At 63.7% G+C, this 22,794-nt stretch carries 20 protein-coding genes; 19 read left to right on the forward strand and 1 reads right to left on the reverse strand.

The window, feature by feature from the left end:
• Window positions 1-90: 90 nt before the first annotated feature.
• The 18 genes from ACPTTC_RS00465 to ACPTTC_RS00550 all read left to right on the forward strand — a co-directional run bounded on the left by ACPTTC_RS00465 (window position 91) and on the right by ACPTTC_RS00550 (window position 19,940).
• Window positions 91-1,146 (forward strand): branched-chain amino acid ABC transporter permease, encoded by a 1,056-nt coding sequence (locus ACPTTC_RS00465; RefSeq protein WP_423391257.1) that lies wholly within the window; start codon window positions 91-93, stop codon window positions 1,144-1,146.
• 4 nt (window positions 1,147-1,150) lie between these two features.
• A complete protein-coding gene (locus tag ACPTTC_RS00470) occupies window positions 1,151-2,935 on the forward strand; it encodes an ABC transporter permease subunit (protein ID WP_226199212.1) in 1,785 nt (594 codons plus the stop codon).
• Entirely contained in the window at window positions 2,935-3,690 is a 756-nt protein-coding gene (locus tag ACPTTC_RS00475; RefSeq protein ID WP_423391258.1) for an ABC transporter ATP-binding protein, read from the forward strand. Before ACPTTC_RS00470 ends, ACPTTC_RS00475 begins: the two co-directional genes overlap by 1 nt.
• Window positions 3,691-4,289: 599 nt before the next feature.
• Window positions 4,290-6,260, forward strand: coding sequence for a tRNA uridine-5-carboxymethylaminomethyl(34) synthesis enzyme MnmG (gene mnmG, locus ACPTTC_RS00480; protein ID WP_423391259.1), 1,971 nt, complete (start codon window positions 4,290-4,292; stop codon window positions 6,258-6,260).
• Complete coding sequence (rsmG, locus tag ACPTTC_RS00485) at window positions 6,257-6,943, forward strand: 16S rRNA (guanine(527)-N(7))-methyltransferase RsmG (RefSeq protein ID WP_423391260.1); 687 nt, start codon at window positions 6,257-6,259, stop codon at window positions 6,941-6,943. The genes mnmG and rsmG overlap by 4 nt, the downstream gene beginning before the upstream one ends.
• A 56-nt stretch (window positions 6,944-6,999) precedes the next feature.
• Window positions 7,000-7,779, forward strand: a complete 780-nt coding sequence (locus tag ACPTTC_RS00490; protein ID WP_175969819.1) for a ParA family protein — start codon at window positions 7,000-7,002, stop codon at window positions 7,777-7,779.
• Between the two features lie 31 nt (window positions 7,780-7,810).
• Window positions 7,811-8,704 (forward strand): ParB/RepB/Spo0J family partition protein, encoded by an 894-nt coding sequence (locus ACPTTC_RS00495; protein WP_011546803.1) that lies wholly within the window; start codon window positions 7,811-7,813, stop codon window positions 8,702-8,704.
• A gap of 10 nt (window positions 8,705-8,714) precedes the next feature.
• Entirely contained in the window at window positions 8,715-9,845 is a 1,131-nt protein-coding gene (locus ACPTTC_RS00500) for an SLC13 family permease (protein WP_226199215.1), read from the forward strand.
• 569 nt (window positions 9,846-10,414) lie between these two features.
• Entirely contained in the window at window positions 10,415-10,939 is a 525-nt protein-coding gene (locus tag ACPTTC_RS00505) for an ATP synthase subunit I (protein ID WP_423391261.1), read from the forward strand.
• 108 nt (window positions 10,940-11,047) lie between these two features.
• On the forward strand, window positions 11,048-11,899 hold the full coding sequence (gene atpB / locus ACPTTC_RS00510) for a F0F1 ATP synthase subunit A (protein WP_175969823.1): 852 nt from the start codon (window positions 11,048-11,050) through the stop codon (window positions 11,897-11,899).
• 75 nt (window positions 11,900-11,974) lie between these two features.
• Window positions 11,975-12,244 carry a F0F1 ATP synthase subunit C gene (atpE, locus tag ACPTTC_RS00515; protein WP_006482730.1) on the forward strand — a complete coding sequence of 90 codons (270 nt, stop codon included), beginning with the start codon at window positions 11,975-11,977 and terminating at the stop codon, window positions 12,242-12,244.
• Between the two features lie 129 nt (window positions 12,245-12,373).
• Window positions 12,374-12,844 carry a F0F1 ATP synthase subunit B gene (locus ACPTTC_RS00520; RefSeq protein WP_039351436.1) on the forward strand — a complete coding sequence of 157 codons (471 nt, stop codon included), beginning with the start codon at window positions 12,374-12,376 and terminating at the stop codon, window positions 12,842-12,844.
• A 2-nt stretch (window positions 12,845-12,846) separates the two neighbouring features.
• On the forward strand, window positions 12,847-13,386 hold the full coding sequence (locus ACPTTC_RS00525; RefSeq protein WP_175969824.1) for a F0F1 ATP synthase subunit delta: 540 nt from the start codon (window positions 12,847-12,849) through the stop codon (window positions 13,384-13,386).
• 44 nt (window positions 13,387-13,430) lie between these two features.
• Window positions 13,431-14,972 (forward strand): F0F1 ATP synthase subunit alpha, encoded by a 1,542-nt coding sequence (atpA, locus tag ACPTTC_RS00530; RefSeq protein ID WP_011350525.1) that lies wholly within the window; start codon window positions 13,431-13,433, stop codon window positions 14,970-14,972.
• A gap of 69 nt (window positions 14,973-15,041) precedes the next feature.
• Complete coding sequence (gene atpG, locus ACPTTC_RS00535) at window positions 15,042-15,917, forward strand: F0F1 ATP synthase subunit gamma (protein WP_057927954.1); 876 nt, start codon at window positions 15,042-15,044, stop codon at window positions 15,915-15,917.
• Window positions 15,918-15,983: 66 nt separating this feature from the next.
• Window positions 15,984-17,378: a F0F1 ATP synthase subunit beta gene (gene atpD / locus ACPTTC_RS00540; protein ID WP_014895501.1), complete on the forward strand. Its 1,395-nt coding sequence runs from the start codon at window positions 15,984-15,986 to the stop codon at window positions 17,376-17,378.
• 156 nt (window positions 17,379-17,534) lie between these two features.
• Window positions 17,535-17,960, forward strand: coding sequence for a F0F1 ATP synthase subunit epsilon (locus tag ACPTTC_RS00545; protein ID WP_006477288.1), 426 nt, complete (start codon window positions 17,535-17,537; stop codon window positions 17,958-17,960).
• Between the two features lie 252 nt (window positions 17,961-18,212).
• Window positions 18,213-19,940 (forward strand): AMP-binding protein, encoded by a 1,728-nt coding sequence (locus ACPTTC_RS00550; protein WP_423391262.1) that lies wholly within the window; start codon window positions 18,213-18,215, stop codon window positions 19,938-19,940.
• Between the two features lie 721 nt (window positions 19,941-20,661).
• Here ACPTTC_RS00550 and ACPTTC_RS00555 read toward each other — a convergent pair.
• On the reverse strand, window positions 20,662-21,459 hold the full coding sequence (locus ACPTTC_RS00555; protein ID WP_423391263.1) for a transporter substrate-binding domain-containing protein: 798 nt from the start codon (window positions 21,457-21,459) through the stop codon (window positions 20,662-20,664).
• Between the two features lie 149 nt (window positions 21,460-21,608).
• On the opposite strand from ACPTTC_RS00555, the gene hemE reads away from it, so the two are divergent.
• Window positions 21,609-22,703, forward strand: coding sequence for a uroporphyrinogen decarboxylase (gene hemE / locus ACPTTC_RS00560; protein ID WP_423391264.1), 1,095 nt, complete (start codon window positions 21,609-21,611; stop codon window positions 22,701-22,703).
• The last annotated feature ends 91 nt before the right edge of the window (window positions 22,704-22,794 follow it).

Consider the following 22,794-nt stretch of genomic DNA (forward strand, 5'->3'; position numbering starts at 1 on the left):
CTGCCTGGCGCCCGACGCGCTGACCCGGCCGTCCGCGCCTCGGCCGTCCCGTCTTTCGTTTCTCCGCAGCATTCTCGATACACGAAACGTATGGATCTCTCGATTGCAGCGATCCTCGCGCAAGACGGCATCACGACCGGCGCCATATATGCATTGCTGTCGCTGGCGCTCGTGCTGGTGTTTTCCGTCACGCGGGTGATCTTCGTTCCCCAGGGCGAATTCGTCGCCTACGGTGCACTGACGCTTGCCGCGTTGCAGGCGCAGAAATTTCCCGCCACCTGCTGGCTGCTGTTCGTGATGGGCATCGCGTGTTTCCTGCTCGAAGTCGGCGGCCTGATCCGGCATCGCGAACGGCGCCATCAGCTCGGCCGCACGCTCGCGACGCTCGGCAGCCGCTACATCTTGCTGCCGCTCGCGGTGTTCGCGATCACACGCAGCTTCGCCGTGCAGCCGCTGCCGATGCTTGCGCAAATCGCACTGACGCTCGCGATCGTCGTGCCGATGGGGCCATTCGTCTATCGGCTCGTGTACCAGCCGATCGCCGAAGGCACGACGTTGCTGCTGCTGATCGTGTCGGTCGCCGTCCACTTTGCGATGGTCGGCCTCGGGCTCGTGATGTTCGGCGCGGAAGGCTCGCGCACCAACGGCTTCTCGGATGCGTCGCTGTCGATCGGCAGCATGACCGTGTCGGTGCAGAGCATCCTGGTCGTCGTGACCGCGCTCGTGCTGATCGGCGCGCTCTACGTGTACTTCGGCCGCACGATCGCCGGCAAGGCGCTGCGCGCGACGTCGGTGAACCGGCTCGGCGCGCGGCTCGTCGGCATCGGCACGACCGAGGCAGGGCGGCTCGCGTTCACGTTCGCGGCGGGGCTCGGCGTGCTGTCCGGGATCCTCGTTGGTCCGCTGACGACGATCTACTACGACTCGGGCTTTCTGATCGGCCTGAAGGGTTTCGTCGGCGCGATCATCGGCGGGCTCGTCAGCTACCCGCTCGCGGCCGCCGGCTCGCTGCTCGTTGGCGTGCTCGAATCGTATTCGTCGTTCTGGGCGAGCGCCTACAAGGAGGTGATCGTGTTCACGCTGATCATTCCGGTGCTGCTGTGGCGGAGCTTCGCCACGCCGCATGCGGAAGAGGAAGAGGAGTGACACGATGAAGACGATGGGACGCAACAAGACCTTCTGGGTGTTTCTCGTGGTGCTGTTCGCGTTGCCGGTGCTGCCCGGCGCGCTGCAGGTGCCTGAATACTGGATCACGCTGCTGAACTACATCGGCCTGTACGCGATCGTCGCGATCGGGCTCGTGCTGCTCACGGGCGTCGGCGGGATGACGAGCTTCGGGCAGGCCGCGTTCGTCGGCATCGGCGCCTATGCGACCGCGCTCCTGACGACGCGCTACGGTGTATCGCCGTGGCTCGCACTGATCGTCGGCGTCGTGCTGACGGCGCTCGTCGCGCTCGTGCTCGGCGCGGTCACGATGCGGCTGTCCGGCCACTTCCTGCCCCTCGGCACGATCGCGTGGGGCCTCGCGCTGTTCTACCTGTTCGGCAACCTCGAACTGCTCGGCAAGTACGACGGGATCAACGGGATTCCGGCGCTGAACCTGTTCGGCATCGAGCTCGAAAGCGGCCGCAGCCTGTACTTCCTGATCTGGGCCGTCGTGCTGGCCGCGATCGTGTCGGTGCAGAACCTGCTGAATAGCCGCCCGGGCCGTGCGATCCGCGCGCTGCGCGGCGGTGGCGTGATGGCCGAGGCGATGGGCGTGAACACCGCGTGGATGCGCGTCGTGATCTTCGTCTACGCGGCCGTGCTCGCGGCGGTATCGGGATTCCTGTACGCACACCTGCAACGCGCGGTGAACCCGACGCCGTTCGGGCTGAACCACGGGATCGAGTTCCTGTTCATGGCCGTGGTGGGGGGTGTGTCGCACGTGTGGGGCGCGGTGCTCGGTGCGGCGATCCTGACCGTGCTGCAGGACTACCTGCAGACGCTGCTGCCGAAGCTGCTCGGCTCGGAAGGCAACTTCGAGATCATCGTGTTCGGCGTGCTGATGGTGCTGCTGCTGCAGTACGCGCGCCAGGGCGTGTGGCCGTTCGTCGCCAGGCTGTTCCCGCGCGGGCCCCGTGCGCATGTACCCGAGCACGCCGAGCCGTTGCCGCAACGCGCGAAGCCGATGGCCGGCGAGCCGTTGCTCGTCGTCGACAACGCGCGCAAGCAGTTCGGCGGGCTCGTGGCCGTCAACGACGTCAGCTTCGACGTGAAAGCGGGGCAGATCATCGGGCTGATTGGCCCGAACGGCGCCGGCAAGTCGACCACGTTCAACCTCGTGACCGGTGTGCTGAAGCCTACGGGCGGCACGATCACGTTCCGTGGCGAGCGCATCGACGGGCTCACATCGCGCCAGATCGTCCGCCGCGGCATCGGCCGGACGTTCCAGCACGTGAAGCTGTTGCCGGCGATGACGGTGCTCGAGAACGTCGCGATCGGTGCGCACCTTCGCGGCCATACCGGCGTGTGGCGCAGTGTCGCGCGGCTCAATGCCCGTGAGGAAGCGCAGTTGCTGGCCGAGGCCGCACAGCAGATCCGCCGCGTCGGGCTCGAAAAGCACATGTACGACGAAGCGGGCAGCCTCGCGCTGGGCCAGCAGCGGATTCTCGAAATCGCGCGCGCGCTGTGTTGCGACCCGACGCTGTTGCTGCTCGATGAGCCGGCCGCCGGGCTGCGTTACCAGGAGAAGCAGCAACTCGCTGACTTGCTGCGGCGGCTGAAGGCGGAAGGAATGAGCGTGTTGCTCGTGGAACACGACATGGATTTCGTGATGAATCTCACCGACCGGCTGGTGGTGATGGAATTCGGCACACGGATCGCGGAAGGGCTGCCACAGGACGTGCAGCAGGATCCGGCGGTGCTCGAAGCGTATCTGGGCGGGGTGGAGTGATGACGGACACGACGATACCGATTCTCGACGTGCGCGGGCTGGCGGTCCGGTACGGAAAGGTGGAGGCGCTACACGGCGCGGCGATCAAGGTTGGTGCAGGGCAGATCGTCAGCGTGATCGGCCCGAACGGGGCCGGCAAATCGACGCTGTTGAACGCGATCATGGGCGCGCTACCGGTGACCGGGCATGCGTCGGGTGCGGTCGTGTATCGCGGTCACGATGTCGGTGCGCTGCCGGTCGAGCAGCGCGTCGCACGCGGGATGTGCCTCGTGCCAGAGAAGCGTGAGCTGTTCAGCACGATGACGGTCGAAGACAACCTCGTACTGGGTGCGTATCGGCGCAAGCAGGCGGGTGAAGCGAACTTCCTCGACCAGCTCGATCACGTCTTTGAGCTGTTTCCGCGGCTGAAGGAGCGGCGTAAGCAGGCAGCGGGCACGCTGTCCGGTGGCGAGCGGCAGATGCTCGCGGTTGGCCGCGCGCTGATGGGTAAGCCCGACCTGCTGATGCTCGACGAGCCGAGCCTCGGGCTGGCGCCGCTGATCGTGAAGGAGATCTTTCATATCATCAGCGCGTTGCGCGGTACGGGGGTGGCGACGCTGCTGATCGAGCAGAATGCGCGTGCGGCGCTGCAGATCTCGGACTACGGCTACGTGCTGGAGACGGGCGAGTTTGCGCTGGAAGGGCCGGCGGCGGAACTCGCGCAGAATCCGCGTGTGATCGAAACCTACCTTGGGTTGGCGAAGAAAACGGCTTGATCGGACGTGCGGTTGGCGGGAAACGGGCGGCGTGTTTCACGTGAAACACGCCGTTTTTGTTTTTGGGGCGAGATGTGATGCCGGTACATCGGCGGTTAGCAACCAGGGGATAAGTTCCGAAGGAACAGTCAAAAGCTCTGTGCAGCGGCGGTGGATGGAGTTATCCACAGTGCAGATGGCGATCCGATTTGCCGTTCGGAGCTGGCCACTCGTTTCACAGGCCGACGATGTGCGGCGTCACAGGGGATAAGTGTCGAACGAGCCGACGAAAATTCTGTGAGGAAGAGGGTGGGTGTGGTTGCACAGGGTATTTCGTCCGAGGTGTTGGGTGAGGCACAGGCCTCGAGCGGGTTGTATGTTCAACGTGAAATTTCCGGACAAATGGCTCTCTGTACAGGCGCATCGATGTGCGGCGGCCGGGCCGGAAGCTTTGCAGAAGGGGCTTTGAACCACGGATTCATCGGGCCGCCGCCAAAAAATCGACGAAATGCTCAGACCCTACCATTCGGATAGCCTTCGGGTGAAAAGCGAACCCGCTATAATTCGGCCCATACATTTCTCAGATAGGTTCGTGCGCAGTCCTGCGTACGGAATCCACCATGCTTTTTCCCACAGAATTTGACGTCATCGTCGTCGGTGGCGGCCATGCCGGCACCGAAGCGGCGCTGGCGTCCGCCCGCATGGGCGCAAAGACACTGCTGCTGACCCACAACATCGAAACACTTGGGCAGATGAGCTGCAATCCGTCGATCGGCGGCATTGGCAAGGGCCATCTGGTCAAGGAGGTCGATGCGCTGGGCGGCGCGATGGCGGCCGCGACGGACGAGAGCGGCATTCAGTTCCGGATCCTCAATTCGTCGAAGGGCCCGGCTGTGCGTGCGACGCGTGCGCAGGCCGATCGCATCCTGTACAAGGCTGCGATCCGCCACCGGCTCGAGAACCAGCCGAACCTCTGGCTGTTCCAGCAGGCCGTCGACGACCTGATGGTCGAAGGCGACCGCGTGGTGGGCGCCGTTACGCAGATCGGCATCCGCTTCCGCGCCCGCGCGGTCGTGCTGACCGCCGGTACGTTCCTTGACGGCAAGATCCACGTCGGCCTGAACAACTACACGGGCGGTCGCGCGGGCGATCCGGCGGCCGTGTCGCTGTCGTCGCACCTGAAGGAGCTGAAGCTGCCGCAGGGCCGCTTGAAGACCGGTACGCCGCCGCGTATCGATGGCCGTTCGATCGATTTCTCGCAGCTGACCGAACAGCCGGGCGATCTCGATCCGGTCCCCGTGTTCTCGTTTCTGGGCCGCGCGGAGCAGCATCCGCAACAGCTGCCGTGCTGGGTCACGCACACGAACGAACGCACGCACGACATCATTCGTGGCGGTCTCGACCGCTCGCCTATGTATACAGGCGTGATCGAAGGCGTCGGGCCGCGCTATTGCCCGTCGATCGAGGACAAGATTCACCGGTTCGCATCGAAGGAATCGCACCAGATCTTCCTGGAGCCGGAAGGGCTGACGACCAACGAGTTCTACCCGAACGGGATCTCGACGAGCCTGCCGTTCGACGTCCAGCTTGAGCTCGTGCACTCGATGCGCGGCCTCGAGAACGCGCATATCCTGCGCCCTGGCTACGCGATCGAGTACGACTACTTCGACCCGCGCGCGCTGAAGGCGTCGCTCGAGACGAAGGCGATCAACGGGCTGTTCTTTGCGGGTCAGATCAACGGGACGACCGGCTATGAAGAGGCGGCCGCGCAGGGTCTGCTGGCCGGCCTCAATGCGGGCCGCTACGTGCAGGAGAAGGACGCATGGTGCCCGCGCCGCGACCAGGCCTACCTTGGCGTACTGGTCGATGATCTCGTGACGCGTGGCGTGGCAGAGCCGTACCGAATGTTCACAAGCCGCGCCGAGTATCGTCTCAGCCTGCGTGAAGACAATGCCGACATGCGCCTGACCGAGATCGGCCGTGAACTTGGGCTCGTCGACGACGCGCGCTGGGATGCATTCAACCGGAAGCGCGACGCTGTTTCACGTGAAACCGAACGCCTGAAGTCGACGTGGGTCACGCCGAAGACGTTGCCGCCGGAAGAGGCGACCGCGCTCCTCGGCAAGGCGATCGATCACGAATACAGCCTCGCCGAGCTGCTGCGCCGTCCGGGTATCAGCTACGACGGCGTGTGCGGGCTGAAGGGCGGCGAATGTGGCCCCGCAGAGCCGCTGACCGACGATCCGGTGCTGCTCGAGCAGATCAAGGAGCAGGTCGAGATCGGCATCAAGTATCAGGGCTATATCGAGCGCCAGGCCTCCGAGATCGAGCGCAACGATGCGAACGAGAATACGCGCCTGCCGGACGGTATCGATTACCGCGAAGTCCGCGGCCTGTCGTTCGAGGTGAGCCAGAAGCTCAACGAGTTCCGGCCGGAGACGATCGGGCAGGCGTCGCGCATCTCGGGCGTCACGCCGGCGGCGATTTCGCTGCTGATGGTGCACCTGAAGCGCCGTGGCCTGGGCCGCCGTAAGGGCACTGCCGAAGCGGCAACGGAGCAGGGGGACGGCGTCGTCCCGACGCAACAATGACGGCGCGTCGCGCGCCGGCGGTTAATCGGGACGTACTGGAACAGATGCTCGTCGAAGGCGCGACGGCGCTCGACCTCGCACTGACGGATGCACAACGTAACCAGCTGCTCGACTACGTCGCGCTGCTCGGCAAGTGGAACGCGGTCTACAACCTGACGGCGATTCGCGACCCGAAGCAGATGCTGATCCAGCACATTCTCGATTCGCTCTCCATCGTCTCGCATCTGCGTGGCCGGGCATCGGCCCGCGTGCTCGACGTCGGCTCGGGCGGCGGTTTGCCCGGTATCGTGCTGGCGATCATCGAGCCGGACTGGCAAATCACGCTGAACGATATCGTACAGAAGAAGTCTGCATTCCAGACTCAGATGCGCGCGGAGTTGAAGCTCGCGAACCTGTCGGTGGTCACCGGGCGGGTCGAATCGCTGCAGCCGGGTGTCGAAGTGCCGGAAAAATTCGACATGATCGTATCCCGCGCTTTCGCGGATCTGTCCGACTTCGTTAAACTTGCCCGACATCTGGTCGCGCCGGGCGGATCGATCTGGGCAATGAAGGGGGTCCATCCGGACGACGAGATTGCGCGATTGCCGGAAGGTAGCCGCGTGAAGCAGACGATACGGCTGGCGGTGCCGATGCTCGATGCCGAACGGCATCTGATCGAAGTGGCCGTCGACGAAGCGAATTGAAGGGCAGGCGCGCAGTAGCGCGCCGTTTGTTTGAAGGTAAAGGGAACACACCAACGATGGCAAAGATCTTCTGCGTTGCAAACCAGAAGGGGGGCGTCGGCAAGACGACGACATCGGTCAATCTCGCCGCAAGCCTTGCAGCGCAGGAGCAACGAGTCCTGCTGATCGATCTCGACCCGCAGGGCAACGCGACGATGGGCAGCGGGATCGACAAGGCTGCTTGCGAAGCGACCGTGTACGAGGTGCTGGTTGACGGCGTCTCGGTGACCGACGCGCGCATCCGCCCGGACGGCGTCACCTACGATGTGCTGCCCGCGAACCGCGAGCTGTCCGGTGCCGAGATCGAGCTGATCAACATCGACAACCGCGAGCGCCGGCTGAAGGCAGCACTCGAGCACGTGGCCGACGAATACGACTTCGTGCTGATCGATTGCCCGCCGACGCTGTCGCTGCTGACGCTGAACGGGCTGTGCGCGGCGCACGGCGTCGTGATCCCGATGCAGTGCGAATACTTCGCGCTGGAAGGCTTGTCGGATCTCGTCAACACGATCAAGCAGGTTCACGCGAACATGAACCGCGACCTGAAGATCATCGGCTTGCTGCGCGTGATGTTCGATCCGCGCATCACGTTGCAGCAGCAAGTCTCCGATCAACTGAAAGCGCACTTCGGCGACAAGGTGTTCGACGCGGTGATTCCGCGTAACGTGCGCCTGGCGGAAGCGCCGAGTTACGGGCTGCCGGGCGTCGTGTTCGACCGCAACTCGCGTGGTGCGCAAGCGTATCTCCAGTTCGGTGCCGAGATGATCGACCGCGTTCGCGCGTTCGAGGTGTCGTGATCCGGACATGAGCGAAGCGAGGAAGAAAGACATGAACGCGGTACCAAAGAAGAAGGGCTTGGGACGTGGCCTCGAAGCGCTGCTCGGCGGCAGTGCCGATATCACCGAAGCGGTGAAGATCGAAGGTGCACCGAACACGCTCGCGCTCGGCAAGCTGCAGGCCGGCAAGTACCAGCCGCGGACGCGGATGGACGAGGGCAGTCTGCAGGAGCTCGCGGCGAGCATTCGCGCGCAGGGCGTGATGCAGCCGATCCTGGTACGGCCCATTTCATCAGACAAATACGAGATCATCGCAGGCGAGCGCCGTTTCCGTGCGGCGCGCCTGGCGGGCCTCGATGAAGTGCCGGTGCTCGTGAAGGACGTGTCGGATCAGGCCGCCGCGGCGATGGCGCTGATCGAGAACATCCAGCGCGAGGATCTGAACCCGCTTGAAGAAGCGCACGGTATCCAGCGCCTGCTCGACGAGTTCGGTTTCACGCACGAACAGGCGGCCGAATCGGTTGGCCGTTCGCGCAGCGCGGTGTCGAACCTGCTGCGCCTGCTGAACCTGGCCTCGCCGGTGCAGACGATGCTGCTGGCCGGTGATCTCGACATGGGGCATGCGCGCGCACTGCTCGCCGTCGATGCTGCCACGCAGATCACGCTCGCCCATCAGGTCGTCAACAAGCGCATGTCGGTACGCGAGACGGAGAAGCTCGTCTCGCACACAACGAAGGAAGCGCCGGCCGTGAAGGCGCGCGCGAAGGACGACGGCGGCCGCGATACGCGCCGTCTCGAGGAGGAGTTGTCCGACCTGCTCGCGTCGACGGTGAAGATCAAGCTCGGCCGCCGCGGGCGAGGGCAGGTGCTGATCGACTTCGGTAACCTCGATGCGCTCGAAGGCATTCTCGCGCGGCTGCGCGGCAACGTTGCAACCGAAGAGTAACGGGCGGCCAATGGAGGAGACGGGCGCACCGGCGCCGCGCAGGTGGCTCGGATGGCTTGCGCAGGAGCCCGTGCTATCGGTGCTCGCGCTGGGCCTGATCCTGCTGCAATGGGTGCGTCCGCAACCATTGTCCGTGTTGGCCGATCGCGTCGACTGGCAGACGGTCGCGACGCTTGCGGGCCTGTTGATGCTGACCAAGGCGCTCGAGCTGTCCGGCTGCCTGATGTGGCTCGCACACCGCATCGTGCATCACGTGCACTCCGAACGCGGCCTGGCGATGCTGCTGGTCGGATTCGCCGCGTTGCTGTCGATGTGGCTCACCAACGACGTCGCGCTGTTCGTCGTCGTGCCGTTGATGGTGTCGCTGCGTGCGCTGACACCGCTGCCGTTCCGGCGGCTCGTGATCGTCGTCGCGCTGGCCGTCAATGCGGGGTCCGTCGCGACGCCGCTCGGCAATCCCCAGAATCTTTTCCTGTGGCAATTGAGCGGCGTGTCGTTCGGCCGTTTCGTGGTCACGCTCGGGCCGCTCGCGATCGCGCTGATGGCGCTGCTGTTCGTGCTGACTGCATGCGCATTTCGCGCGAAGCCGCTCGACCTATCCGGCGACGTCGTCGCCATTCCCGTACAACGCATGCACGCGCTGATCGCGGCGGTGCTGTTCGCGGCATTCGTGCTGCTCGCCGATGCACACCATCCGCTGCCGGGCCTGGTTGCCGTCGCGATCATGCTGCTTGTCGTAAAACGTGACGCAGTCCTTAAGATCGACTGGCTGCTGCTCCTGATTTTCGTGCTGATGTTCGTCGTGTTGCGCAGCGCGGCTGCGCTGCCCGTCATCCATGACGCGATTGCGCATGCGCGCCTCGATTCGTCGCTGCGCATCTTTGCGGCCGGTGCCGTGCTGTCGCAAGGCATCAGCAACGTGCCGGCCGCGATCCTGCTGTCCGAGTTCACGCATGACTGGCGCGCGCTCGCGTTCGGCGTATCGGTCGGCGGATTCGGTTTCGCGATCGGCTCGCTTGCGAACCTGATCGCGGTGCGTCTCGCGAAGGAGCCGCGCATGTGGCTGCCGTTCCACCTGGTCTCGATTCCGTTCGCGCTCGCAAGCGCGGCACTCGGTGCATGGCTGCTCGTTCACGGTTGAGCGATGCGGGTGTGCATGGCACAGGCGTGCCATTCGGGTGGCGGGGAGGGTGCGCAGCATTCGCGCGGGTGTGTGGGCTGTTGATAAGTGCGGCAATCCACAGTCGATCGACTGTGGTGGCATGACAACTGATTGGATGGTTCGGTGCGTCAGCGTCGGTCCCAATTTCGCGCAACCGGTGCGGCCGGGCGACCACAGTGTTTCGTCTGCTTGGCGTATCGAGCGGGGCCCGGGGCCGGAGCTGCGTCACAGCGTGGATCTTGGATGGTGATCGTGCCGCTCCGCCTGCGCCCGCACCGGGCATCGTTTCCTCGCCATTTCCTCGTCGCCGGATTTTTTCGAGCAAGAAATACCGGCGCCAAAAAGCGACCTTACAACTGTCATCGTACGTCGTCGAATCGCGTGTTTTTTCACATGATGAGGCGTCGTTTTACGCAGGTTTTTGTCGCGTCTAAAGCCTTGAATCACTTGCAACTATCGCTTACAATCGCCCGGATTTGTTAGCTAGGCACCCCTGAAAGCTTTCAGAAAGCTTGGGGCCGGGTTCAAGGATTTTGCGGAAGATTGCGATGGCGGGTCAGGCGCCGCACGACAGGCACGATGATCAGCGCACGCAACGCACCGCTTCAGCGGCCGGCGAGCGGCGCGAATTCGATGATGACTGGGATGCCGAGCAGCAAGATAACAACATCGTTCCGCTCACTCGGGCAGAAGCCGAAAAGCTGTTCGGCCCGAACGTGAGCAAGCCCTCGCGCGTGACTCCCTATAAGGTGGTATTCGCGCAAGTGGTTCTGTCCCTGGTTGCAACGCTGGCGTGGTGGCTGTTTTCGAAGTCGCCGGGTGCCGCTGCGCAATCCGCGTTTCTGGGCGGAGCGATTGGCTGGGTGCCCAGTGCGTTGTTCGTGGCACGACTGAAGGCAGGTGGCTCGGCCACCGTGATGGGCTGGGTGATGGGCGAAGCCCTGAAGCTCGGCCTGACGATCGGGATGTTCGCAGCAGTGGCGTTCGGCTGGGCCGGCGTGCGCTGGGTGCCGTTCCTCGTCACGTACCTCGTCGTGCTGAAGACGTACTGGATCGCGCTGGCCTGGCGGTAAGGAACAAGCAGCGTGCGGTTTCGACAAGAACCGCACCGGCCCGTTCCCGCAATAGCGTGTTGCGGAACTGGCAAAACGATTTTCGACAATTTGGGTGGCATTAACGATATGGCAGCTAGCGAAGGCACGCGCGGTCCGGATCCGTCCGAGTACATTGCGCACCACTTGCAGAATTTCTCCACCTCGCATCAGACGTCGATTTTCGACATCCACGTCTGGAATCTCGACACGCTGTTCTGGTCGATCGTTTGCGGCATCGTGACGATCCTCGTGCTGCGTCTGGCTGCCCGCAAGGCGACGTCGGGCGTGCCGGGCCGTTTCCAGTGCGCGATCGAGATGCTCGTCGAGATGGTCGAAGACCAATCGAAGGCCATCGTTCACGGCAATCGTACCTTCATCGCTCCGCTCGCGCTCACGGTGTTCGTGTGGGTCGCGCTGATGAACTCCCTCGACTTCCTCCCCGTCGACCTGCCGGGCCGCGTGATCGGCTGGCTCGGTCTGTCGGACGTGATTTCCCACCATCGCATCGTCCCGACGGCCGACCTGAACGGCACGCTCGGCATCGCGCTCGGCGTGTTCGTCCTGATGATCTACTACAGCATCAAGATCAAGGGCGCGGGCGGCTTTGTGCATGAGCTGCTGTCGGCACCGTTTGGCGCCCACCCGCTGCTGTGGATCCCGAACCTCGCGCTCAACATCGTCGAATATCTCGCGAAGACCGTCTCCCTCGGTATGCGGCTGTTCGGCAACATGTACGCGGGTGAGCTGTTGTTCCTGTTGATCGCCCTGCTCGGCAGCATGTGGAGCTTCGGTGGCGACGCAACGTTCCTCGGCTTCATTGGTCATGTGATCGCGGGTAGCGTCTGGGCAATCTTCCACATTCTGATTGTTCTGTTGCAGGCATTCATTTTCATGATGCTGACGCTGGTGTATCTCGGCCAGGCGCACGACAAGCACTAAGCGCGGCGTGCAAGAAAGAGTTTCCGTTTTAGTTTTTTAAATCTCAGTTCCAAGTCTTTTCACAAAGGAGTGATCATGCAAGCTTACATCGCCAACATCCAGGGTCTGACCGCCATCGGTATCGGCATCATCATCGGCCTGGGTGCAATCGGCGCCTGTATCGGTATCGCGCTGATGGGTGGTAAGTACATCGAAGCCTGCGCACGTCAGCCGGAACTCATCAACCCGCTGCAAACGAAGATGTTCCTGCTGGCTGGTCTGATCGACGCGGCATTCCTGATCGGCGTGGGTGTTGCAATGCTGTTCGCGTTCGCGAACCCGCTCCTGTCGAAGCTCGCAGGCTAAGGTTCCTCGGAAATATGCGTCCGGCGCAAGCCGGCGCAGGGCGGAACGGAGACTTGGGGCGCTGATCGAATGCAACTCGATGAGCGCCTTACCGTTTCATTTTTCCGGAATAGCAGATAAGGAAACACCGTGAATCTCAACGCAACTCTGTTTGCGCAAATGGTCGTGTTCCTGGTCCTCGCGTGGTTCACGATGAAATTCGTGTGGCCGCCGTTGATCAACGCCCTCGACGAACGTTCGAAGAAGATCGCCGACGGCCTCGCCGCCGCCGAAAAGGGCAAGGCAGAACTCGACGCAGCGCACAAGCGCGTGGACCAGGAACTCGCGCAGGCCCGCAATGACGGCCAGCAGCGCATCGCCGACGCCGAAAAGCGTGCCCAGGCGGTCGCCGAGGAAATCAAGGCCAACGCCCAGGCTGAAGCCGCCCGCATCATCGCCCAGGCGAAGGCGGAAGCAGAACAGCAAATCGTGAAGGCGCGCGAAGCGCTGCGTGGCGAAGTCGCTACGCTGGCCGTGAAGGGCGCCGAGCAGATCCTGAAGCGCGAAGTCGATCAAACGGCCCACGCCCAACTGCTGAATCAACTGAAAGCCGAGCTCTGATCATGGCCGAACTTGCAACCATCGCCCGCCCTTACGCAGAAGCGCTGTTCCGCGTGGCCGAGGGCGGTGACATCGCCGCCTGGTCCACGCTCGTGCAAGAGCTGGCCCAGGTTGCGCGTCTGCCGGAAGTCCTGTCGGTCGCGTCGAGCCCGAAGGTGACGCGCACGCAAGTAGCCGAGTTGCTGCTTGTTGCGGTGAAGTCGCCGCTCGCGGCTGGCGCTGAAGCGAAGAACTTCGTGCAGATGCTGGTCGACAATCATCGCATCGCGCTGCTGCCGGAAATCGCCGAGCAGTTCGAGGCGCTCAAGAACGAACGTGAAGGTGCAGCCGACGCCGAGATCGTGAGCGCGTTCCCGCTGAACGGCGCGGATCTCGAGAGTCTCGTCTCGGGCCTCGAGCGCAAGTTCAAGCGCAAGCTGAAACCGACGGTCGAAGTCGATTCGTCGCTGATCGGCGGCGTGCGCGTGACGGTCGGCGACGAAGTGCTCGACACCTCGGTTCGCGCGCGCCTCGCATCGATGCAGGCAGCCTTGACCGCCTGAGCGCCACGCCGGCACGCAACAGAATTGACTATCAGGAGCGAATAATGCAACTCAATCCCTCTGAGATCAGCGAGCTGATCAAGAGCCGGATCCAGGGCCTTGAAGCGAGCGCAGACGTTCGCAACCAGGGCACCGTGATCTCCGTGACCGACGGTATCGTGCGTATCCACGGCCTGTCGGACGTGATGCAGGGCGAAATGCTCGAGTTTCCGGGCAACACGTTCGGCCTCGCGCTGAACCTCGAGCGCGACTCGGTCGGCGCGGTGATTCTCGGCGAATACGAACACATCTCGGAAGGCGACATCGTCAAGACGACGGGCCGCATTCTCGAAGTGCCGGTTGGTCCGGAACTCGTCGGCCGTGTGGTCGATGCGCTCGGCAACCCGATCGACGGCAAGGGCCCGGTCAACGCGAAGCTGACCGACGCGATCGAAAAGATCGCCCCGGGCGTGATCTGGCGTAAGTCGGTGTCGCAGCCGGTGCAGACGGGCATCAAGTCGATCGACGCAATGGTGCCGATCGGCCGTGGCCAGCGTGAGCTGATCATCGGCGACCGTCAGTGCGGCAAGACCGCGGTGGCGCTCGACGCGATCATCAACCAGAAGGGCAAGGACCTGATCTGTATCTACGTCGCGATCGGCCAGAAGGCTTCGTCGATCATGAACGTGGTTCGCAAGCTCGAAGAAACGGGCGCGATGGAATACACGATCGTCGTCGCCGCTTCGGCTTCGGATTCGGCAGCGATGCAGTACCTCGCACCGTACGCCGGCTGCACGATGGGCGAATACTTCCGCGACCGTGGCCAAGACGCGCTGATCATTTACGACGACTTGACCAAGCAAGCCTGGGCATACCGTCAGATCTCGCTGCTGCTGCGCCGCCCGCCGGGCCGTGAAGCATACCCGGGTGACGTGTTCTATCTCCACTCGCGTCTGCTCGAGCGCGCGGCTCGCGTGTCGGAAGAGTACGTCGAGAAGTTCACGAACGGCGAAGTGAAGGGCAAGAGCGGTTCGCTGACGGCACTGCCGGTCATCGAAACGCAGGCTGGCGACGTGACCGCGTTCGTTCCGACGAACGTGATCTCGATTACCGACGGCCAGATCTTCCTGGAAACCGACCTGTTCAACGCAGGCATCCGCCCGGCAATCAACGCCGGCGTGTCGGTGTCGCGCGTCGGTGGCGCCGCTCAGACGAAGGTCGTGAAGAAGCTGTCGGGCGGTATCCGTACCGACCTCGCGCAGTATCGTGAACTGGCCGCATTCGCGCAGTTCGCGTCGGACCTCGACGAAGCGACCCGCAAGCAGCTCGAGCGCGGCCGCCGCGTGACGGAACTGCTGAAGCAGCCGCAGTACCAGCCGCTGCAGGTGTGGGAACTGGCCGTGTCGCTGTACGCCGCGAACAACGGCTACCTCGACGACCTCGACGTCAAGCAAGTGCTGTCGTTCGAGAAGGGCCTGCGCGAAAGCCTGAAGACCAGCAACGCTGACCTCATCAAGCGCATCGAAGACACCAAGGATCTCTCGAAGGACGACGAAGGCGCACTGCGCTCGGCGATCGAATCCTTCAAGAAGTCCGGTGCCTATTGATCCGCGAGTGACACACTGAGGCCGCGCGGGTGCTGATGCGCCCGCGCCGCTTCGGTCAAGGAGCAAGCTATGGCTGGAATGAAGGAAATTCGCGGCAAGATCAAGAGCGTGCAGAACACGCGCAAGATCACGAAGGCGATGGAGATGGTGGCCGCATCGAAGATGCGCCGCGCGCAGGAACGCATGCGCGCCGCTCGTCCGTATGCGGACAAGGTCCGTGCCATCGCCGCGCACATGAGCCGCGCGAACCCGGAGTACCGCCACCCGTTCATGGTGGCGAACGACGGCGCGCAGACGGCCGGCATCATCCTCGTCACGACGGACAAGGGTCTGTGCGGCGGACTGAACACCAACGTGCTGCGTGCGACGGTGCAGAAGTTCAAGGAGCTGGAAGAGAAGGGCCAGAAGGTCGAAGCTACCGCAATCGGTAGCAAGGGCCTCGGGTTCCTGAACCGCTTCGGCGCGAAGGTGATGTCGCAGGTCGTGCACCTCGGCGACACCCCGCATCTGGACAAGCTGATCGGCGCGGTGAAGACGCAGCTCGACCTGTACTCGGAAGGCAAGCTGTCGGCCGTTTATATCGCGTACACGCGCTTCGTCAACACGATGAAGCAGGAAGCCGTGATCGAGCAGCTGCTGCCGCTGTCGTCGGAGCACTTCGAAGCCGATGACGGTACGCCGGCCACGTCGTGGGACTACATCTACGAGCCGGACGCGCAGGCAGTCGTCGACGAACTGCTCGTGCGTTACGTCGAGGCGCTGGTGTACCAGGCCGTCGCGGAAAACATGGCGTCCGAGCAATCGGCGCGCATGGTCGCGATGAAGGCCGCGTCCGACAACGCGAAGACGGTGATCAGCGAACTGCAGCTCGTGTACAACAAGAGCCGTCAGGCCGCGATTACGAAAGAACTGTCGGAGATCGTCGGCGGCGCAGCTGCTGTTTAAGCGCGCGCCACGGACGACAACTGCGCCTTTGCGCGAGTAAAGAATCAGGTATTTAAAGGAAAAGCGATGAGTACTGCTGCTTTGGTAGAAGGCAAGATCGTACAGTGCATCGGCGCCGTTATCGACGTGGAATTCCCGCGCGACAGCATGCCGAAGATCTACGACGCGCTTATTCTCGATGGCTCGGAACTGACGCTCGAAGTCCAGCAGCAGCTGGGCGACGGCGTGGTCCGCACCATTTGTCTGGGTGCATCCGACGGCCTGCGCCGCGGCCTGACCGTGAAGAACACGGCAAAGCCGATCTCGGTGCCGGTCGGCAAGCCGACCCTCGGCCGGATCATGGACGTGCTCGGCCGTCCGATCGACGAAGCCGGCCCGATCGAAAGCGAACATACGCGTTCGATCCACCAGAAGGCTCCGGCGTTCGACGAACTGTCGCCGTCGACCGAACTGCTCGAAACGGGTATCAAGGTTATCGACCTGATCTGCCCGTTCGCAAAGGGCGGCAAGGTTGGCCTGTTCGGCGGTGCTGGCGTGGGCAAGACCGTCAACATGATGGAGCTCATCAACAACATCGCGAAGGAACACGGTGGTTACTCCGTGTTCGCGGGCGTGGGCGAGCGTACCCGTGAAGGGAACGACTTCTACCACGAAATGAAGGACTCGAACGTTCTCGACAAGGTCGCGCTGGTGTACGGCCAGATGAACGAGCCGCCGGGCAACCGTCTGCGCGTCGCGCTGACCGGCCTGACGATGGCCGAGCACTTCCGTGACGAAGGCCTCGACGTGCTGTTCTTCGTCGACAACATCTACCGTTTCACGCTGGCCGGTACCGAAGTGTCGGCACTGCTCGGCCGTATGCCGTCGGCAGTGGGCTATCAGCCGACGCTGGCTGAAGAAATGGGCAAGCTGCAAGAGCGCATCACGTCGACCAAGAAGGGCTCGATTACGTCGGTCCAGGCCGTGTACGTCCCTGCGGACGACTTGACCGACCCGTCGCCGGCTACGACCTTCGGCCACCTGGACGCAACCGTCGTTCTGTCGCGTGACATCGCTTCGCTGGGTATCTACCCGGCGGTCGACCCGCTCGACTCGACGTCGCGCCAGATCGACCCGAACGTGATCGGTGAAGAGCACTACTCGATCACCCGTCGCGTTCAGCAAACGCTGCAGCGCTACAAGGAACTGCGCGACATCATCGCGATTCTGGGTATGGACGAACTGTCGCCGGAAGACAAGCTGTCGGTCGCGCGCGCTCGTAAGATCCAGCGTTTCCTGTCGCAGCCGTTCCACGTTGCTGAAGTGTTCACGGGCTCGCCGGGCAAGTACGTGCCGCTGAAGGAAACGATCCGCGGCTTCAAGATGATCGTCGACGGCGAGTGTGACCACCTGCCGGAACAGGCGTTCTACATGGTCGGCACGATCGACGAAGCCTTCGAAAAGGCCAAGAAGATCTCGTAAGGATTCGAGTGAGTCGCACGGCGCGTGCTGGCCGGGGTGCCGGTCTTCACTGACCGGTAACCGGGCCGGCCGCGCCGACCGCAATACGCTCAATCCGCCGTGCATGGGACGAGGGCAGGCGCCGTGAGGCGTTCGCACTCGTCGACAGGAGTCGATATGGCAACCATCAAAGTAGACGTCGTCAGCGCGGAAGAGCAGATCTTCTCGGGCGAGGCGAAATTCGTCGCGCTGCCGGGCGAAACGGGTGAGCTGGGTATTCTGCCGGGCCACACGCCGCTGATCACGCGGATTCGTCCGGGTGCGGTGCGCATCGAAGTCGAGGGCGGCAACGACGAATTCGTGTTCGTCGCGGGCGGCATTCTCGAAGTGCAGCCGGGCGCCGTGACGGTGCTCGCCGATACCGCGATCCGCGGCAAGGACCTCGACGCGGCGAAAGCCGAGGAAGCACGCAAGCGTGCCGAGGAAACGCTGCAGAACGCGAAGTCGGATCTCGACCTCGCGAAGGCGCAATCCGAGCTTGCGACCGCGATGGCGCAGCTCGAGGCGATCCAGCGTCTGGCGAAGATTCGCAGCCGGCACTGAGCCGCGCCGCGTATCCCGCGAAAGAAAGCAGCCTTCGGGCTGCTTTTTTTTCGTCCGTCGTGTTCGTCTGATTTTTGCGGGCCGGATCATTCCGTCCGGTCGTGCTATTTCATCCGTCCGCCGCGATTTGCTGTCAGAGTGTCGTCAGCCGCGCGCGTCATCATCTGTGTCGAGGCCGTCCGTCGCGATTTCGCGGCGGAGGCGGGCGCCGGAAGTGCGTAGGCCGACCAGACCAAAAGGACGGAGACATTCATGGCAGCAGACCTTGGCGTGGAGGCGCTGATCGCGCCCGAAAACGGATTGTCGTACGTACGCGGCACGACTGACGTACCGCTCTCCGAAGCGACGATCAGCCGGTTCCTGCTCGACACGGCGGGCCGCTTTCCCGATCGTCCGGCCGTCGTGTTCCGCGAGCAGCAGGTGCGCTGGACCTGGCGCGAGTTCGCGAACGAGGTCGACGTGCTGGCGTCCGGCCTGGCCTCGCTCGGCATCGTGAAGGGCGATCGCGTCGGCATCTGGTCGCCGAACCGCAGCGAATGGCTGCTCACGCAGTTCGCGACGGCGCGGATCGGCGCCGTGCTCGTCAACATCAATCCGGCCTACCGGCTGTCGGAGCTCGAATACGCGCTGAACAAGGTCGGCTGCAAGGCCGTGATCGCCGCCGAGCGCTTCAAGACGTCCGCGTACGTCGAGATGCTGCAGACCATCGCGCCGGAGCTCGCGAGCGCGACACCGGGCGAGCTGCATGCGGCGCGCGTGCCGAGCCTGCGCACGGTCGTGTCGATGGGCGACGTCGTGCCGGCCGGCATGTTCCGCTTCGCGGACGTGATGGCGCGCGGCCGCCAGGCCGTCGATCCCGCGCTGCTCGATGCGATCGGCGCGACGCTCGCGGCCAGCGAGCCGATCAACATCCAGTTCACGAGCGGCACGACCGGCAGCCCGAAGGGCGCGACGCTCACGCATCGCAACGTCGTCAACAACGGGCGCTCGATCGCGGCGGCGATGCGCTTCACCGAACAGGACACGCTGTGCATCCCGGTGCCGCTGTATCACTGTTTCGGGATGGTGCTCGCGGTGCTCGCGTGCGTGTCGAAGGGCGCGGCGATGGTGTTTCCGGGTGAGGCGTTCGACCCGGTCGCGACGCTCGCGGCGGTGGCCGACGAGCGCTGCACCGCGCTGCATGGTGTGCCGACGATGTTCATCGCGGAGCTCGATCACCCCGAGTTCGCGAAATTCGACCTGTCGACGCTGCGCACCGGGATCATGGCTGGTTCGCCGTGCCCGATCGAGACGATGAAGCGCGTGGTGTCGCAGATGCACCTGTCGGAGATCACGATTGCGTACGGGATGACGGAAACGAGCCCCGTGTCGTTCCAGAGTTCGACGGACGATCCGCTCGAAAAGCGCACGACGACGGTCGGCCGCATCCAGCCGCATCTGGAGGTGAAGATCGTCGACCCGAACGGCGAGATCGTGCCGGTCGGCGCAACCGGCGAGCTGTGCACGAAGGGCTATTCGGTGATGCTCGGCTACTGGGACGACGACGCGAAGACGCGCGAGGTGCTGGTGGACGGCTGGATGCATACGGGCGATCTCGCGACGCTCGATGCGGACGGCTACTGCAACATCGTCGGCCGGCTGAAGGACATGGTGATTCGCGGCGGCGAGAACGTCTATCCGCGCGAGATCGAGGAATTCCTGTTTCGGCATCCGAAGATTCAGAGCGCGCAGGTATTCGGCGTGCCCGATGCGAAATACGGCGAGGAGCTGTGTGCGTGGATCGTGCTGCGCGCGGACGAGCAGATGACCGAGGACGACGTGCGTGCGTTTTGCAACGGGCAGATCGCGCACTACAAGATCCCGCGCTACATCCGCTTCGTCGACGAGCTGCCGATGACGGTGACGGGCAAGGTGCAGAAATTCGTGATGCGCGACCGGATGATCGAGGAGCTGAAGCTCGACGTGCAGAAGACCGCGTAGTGTGGCATGAAGGCGGGAAAAACGCGGCGGCCTGCGGGCCGTTGCGCTTTCGATGGACGAAAAAAAGCGGGCTTATTAGCCCGCTAAAAACCACACGCTACGGGGTTAGCGCGAGGAGACCAAAGATGAAACCGAATCCGGCGGGGGGCCGGAAACGACTCCAACAGGGATGCCCCTCGGAAGGGCTTCGGTACGTGACCGACTGGCTCGCAGCGCTTCGCGTCCGCTCACACTTGGCACACGAGACCGCATCCGTGTTGAAACCGTTGAGGCCATTGTGGGCGAATTAATGACCCGTCGCGGTAACAAAGTGTTTCAGGTTGTAACGCCCGCCAGATAAGGCTTTCCGGGATTTTTTGCTGTTTTTGAGGGCCTGAAAAAGGTCATTTTTACTCATATTTTCCGCAGCGTTTTCAGCGCATGCGCACGATGCGTTTTTCATGCGTATCAGGCTCGACGAACTGCCGATTTGCACGTGAGAAAATGCGCCTTTCGGCCGATGCCGCGCATGACGATTCATTCGTCAGAAAGATTTTGAAACGTGATCGGCACGCGCGGAAGTCGGCCGTTCGGCCAATTCGATGGCTTCGGGCCGATTTTCCGGGCGCCGGCATGCTGCGCCGAACTGTAACGGCGGCGCGTCGGTTGCCGCCGCGCAGTGACTTTCGCGGCGATGGTCGCGGGGTCGGTGCCTGCTATCTGTCGCCGTGCGCGTGCCCGCTTACTTCAGCCATTTGTCCGAAATCGCCTGGTATTCGCCGGTCGACAGCGCGAGATGCAGCCACTGATCGACGTATTGCTGGAACGCGACGTCGCCGCGCGGCACCATGTATGCCTTCTCGCCGAACTGGAACGGCTTGTCCGGATGCACCGAGCACAGGCCCGGATTCAGCTTTTGCTGCAGCAGCGTCTCGGACGCATCCGTCACCATCACGTCCGCCTTGCCGGCGAGGATCTGCTTGAAGATCGTTACGTTGTCCGGATAGACGGTGAGGTTCGCATGCGTGAAGTACTGCTTCGCGAACCGCTCGTTGGTGCCGCCCGGGTTCACGATCACGCGCGTCTCCGGCCGGTCGATCTGCGCGACGGTCTGGTATTTGCCGGCGTCCGCGCAGCGCACGATCGGCGTCTTGCCGTCCACCACGTACGGCTGCGTGAAGAACACGCGCTTCTGGCGCTCGAGCGTGGTCGACACGCCGCCCACCGCGATGTCGCATTTCGCGACGAAATCGCCGGTCAGGTTCGGCCAGCTCGTCTTCACGTAATCGGCCTTCACGCCGAGCGATTTCGCGAGCGATTCGGCCATGTCGATGTCGATGCCCTCGAAGCGGCCGTCAGCACGGTAGTACGAATACGGCTTGTAGTCGCCCGTCGTGCACACGCGCAGCGTGCCGCGCGCGAGCACGTCGTCGAGCCGCGAGCCGGCGCCCGCTGCGGCGGCGGTGCCCGCGCCGGTCTGCGCGTGCGCCGCGGCGCAGCAAAGCAGCGTGGCGGCGGCGAGCGTGGCGAGTGTCTTCATCGGTCTCCTCCTTCGTTTCGTTCGATATGAGCGTCCGATCATAACGGAGCCATCGCGCGCGTCATATGGCCGCCATCGCGTCGGCAAGCGCGGCCCGACGGCGCCTGTCCGGTAAAATGCCGCTTTGCCCTCGCATCGTCGCTCCTACCGTGGCCCATACCCTGCTCAACGACACCTTCCTGCGTGCGCTTCTGCGCGAGCCGACCGACTACACGCCGATCTGGCTGATGCGCCAGGCCGGCCGCTACCTGCCCGAATACAACGCGACGCGTGCGCGCGCCGGTAGCTTCCTCGGCCTCGCGAAGCATCCCGACTACGCGACCGAAGTGACGCTGCAGCCGCTCGAGCGCTTTCCGCTCGACGCCGCGATCCTGTTCTCGGACATCCTGACGATTCCGGACGCGATGGGCCTCGGCCTCGACTTCCAGGTCGGCGAAGGGCCGAAGTTCGCGCATCCGGTGCGGACCGAGGCCGACGTCGCGAAGCTCGCGGTGCCGGACATCGAAGAGACGCTCGGCTACGTGACGGGCGCCGTGCGCGAGATCCGTCGCGCGCTCACCGACGGGCAGGGCCGCCAGCGCGTGCCGCTGATCGGTTTTTCGGGCAGTCCGTGGACGCTCGCGTGCTACATGGTCGAAGGCGGCGGGTCGGACGATTTCCGCACGGTGAAGTCGATGGCGTATTCGCGCCCCGACCTGATGCACCGGATCCTCGACGTGAACGCGCAGGCGGTGGCCGCGTATCTGAACGCGCAGATCGAAGCGGGCGCGCAGGCCGTGATGATCTTCGATACGTGGGGCGGCGCGCTGGCGGACGGCGCGTACCAGCGTTTCTCGCTGGACTACATCCGCCGCGTGGTCTCGCAGCTCAAGCGCGAGCACGACGGCGAGCGCGTGCCGGTGATCACGTTCACGAAGGGCGGCGGGCTGTGGCTCGAGGAGATCGCGGCGACCGGCGTCGACGCGGTCGGGCTCGACTGGACGGTCAACCTCGGCCACGCGCGCGAACGCGTTGCGGGCAAGGTCGCGCTGCAGGGCAACCTCGATCCGACGATCCTGTTTGCGCCGCCCGCCGCCGTACGCGAGCAGGCGCGCGCGGTGCTCGACAGCTATGGCAACCATCCGGGCCATGTATTCAACCTCGGGCACGGCATTTCGCAATTCACGTCGCCCGATCACGTCGCTGAACTCGTCGACGAAGTGCATCGCCACAGCCGCTCGATCCGTAGCGGAGCCGCGGGCTGAGCGCAAGCGCTGTCATGCTGCACTGCGGCGTGACAGCGTTTCGCTGCCGGAACTAAACAGGACGCAACCCCCCACCGGTTGCCGATTCAGT

Source organism: Burkholderia mycopellens, from assembly GCF_964265025.1.
GTDB lineage: Bacteria > Pseudomonadota > Gammaproteobacteria > Burkholderiales > Burkholderiaceae > Burkholderia.

Bases quoted from the DNA above. Each gene is read 5' to 3' on its own strand.
- ACPTTC_RS00550 (WP_423391262.1), top strand. From the start codon at position 18,213: ATGGCAGCAGACCTTGGCGTGGAGGCGCTGATCGCGCCCGAAAACGGA.
- rsmG (WP_423391260.1), top strand. From the start codon at position 6,257: ATGACGGCGCGTCGCGCGCCGGCGGTTAATCGGGACGTACTGGAACAG.
- ACPTTC_RS00465 (WP_423391257.1), top strand. From the start codon at position 91: ATGGATCTCTCGATTGCAGCGATCCTCGCGCAAGACGGCATCACGACC.
- atpE (WP_006482730.1), top strand. From the start codon at position 11,975: ATGCAAGCTTACATCGCCAACATCCAGGGTCTGACCGCCATCGGTATC.
- atpB (WP_175969823.1), top strand. From the start codon at position 11,048: ATGGCAGCTAGCGAAGGCACGCGCGGTCCGGATCCGTCCGAGTACATT.
- ACPTTC_RS00500 (WP_226199215.1), top strand. From the start codon at position 8,715: ATGGAGGAGACGGGCGCACCGGCGCCGCGCAGGTGGCTCGGATGGCTT.
- ACPTTC_RS00525 (WP_175969824.1), top strand. From the start codon at position 12,847: ATGGCCGAACTTGCAACCATCGCCCGCCCTTACGCAGAAGCGCTGTTC.
- atpG (WP_057927954.1), top strand. From the start codon at position 15,042: ATGGCTGGAATGAAGGAAATTCGCGGCAAGATCAAGAGCGTGCAGAAC.
- mnmG (WP_423391259.1), top strand. From the start codon at position 4,290: ATGCTTTTTCCCACAGAATTTGACGTCATCGTCGTCGGTGGCGGCCAT.
- atpD (WP_014895501.1), top strand. From the start codon at position 15,984: ATGAGTACTGCTGCTTTGGTAGAAGGCAAGATCGTACAGTGCATCGGC.
- atpA (WP_011350525.1), top strand. From the start codon at position 13,431: ATGCAACTCAATCCCTCTGAGATCAGCGAGCTGATCAAGAGCCGGATC.
- ACPTTC_RS00470 (WP_226199212.1), top strand. From the start codon at position 1,151: ATGAAGACGATGGGACGCAACAAGACCTTCTGGGTGTTTCTCGTGGTG.
- ACPTTC_RS00495 (WP_011546803.1), top strand. From the start codon at position 7,811: ATGAACGCGGTACCAAAGAAGAAGGGCTTGGGACGTGGCCTCGAAGCG.
- ACPTTC_RS00545 (WP_006477288.1), top strand. From the start codon at position 17,535: ATGGCAACCATCAAAGTAGACGTCGTCAGCGCGGAAGAGCAGATCTTC.
- ACPTTC_RS00475 (WP_423391258.1), top strand. From the start codon at position 2,935: ATGACGGACACGACGATACCGATTCTCGACGTGCGCGGGCTGGCGGTC.
- ACPTTC_RS00555 (WP_423391263.1), bottom strand. From the start codon at position 21,459: ATGAAGACACTCGCCACGCTCGCCGCCGCCACGCTGCTTTGCTGCGCC.
- ACPTTC_RS00505 (WP_423391261.1), top strand. From the start codon at position 10,415: ATGGCGGGTCAGGCGCCGCACGACAGGCACGATGATCAGCGCACGCAA.
- ACPTTC_RS00490 (WP_175969819.1), top strand. From the start codon at position 7,000: ATGGCAAAGATCTTCTGCGTTGCAAACCAGAAGGGGGGCGTCGGCAAG.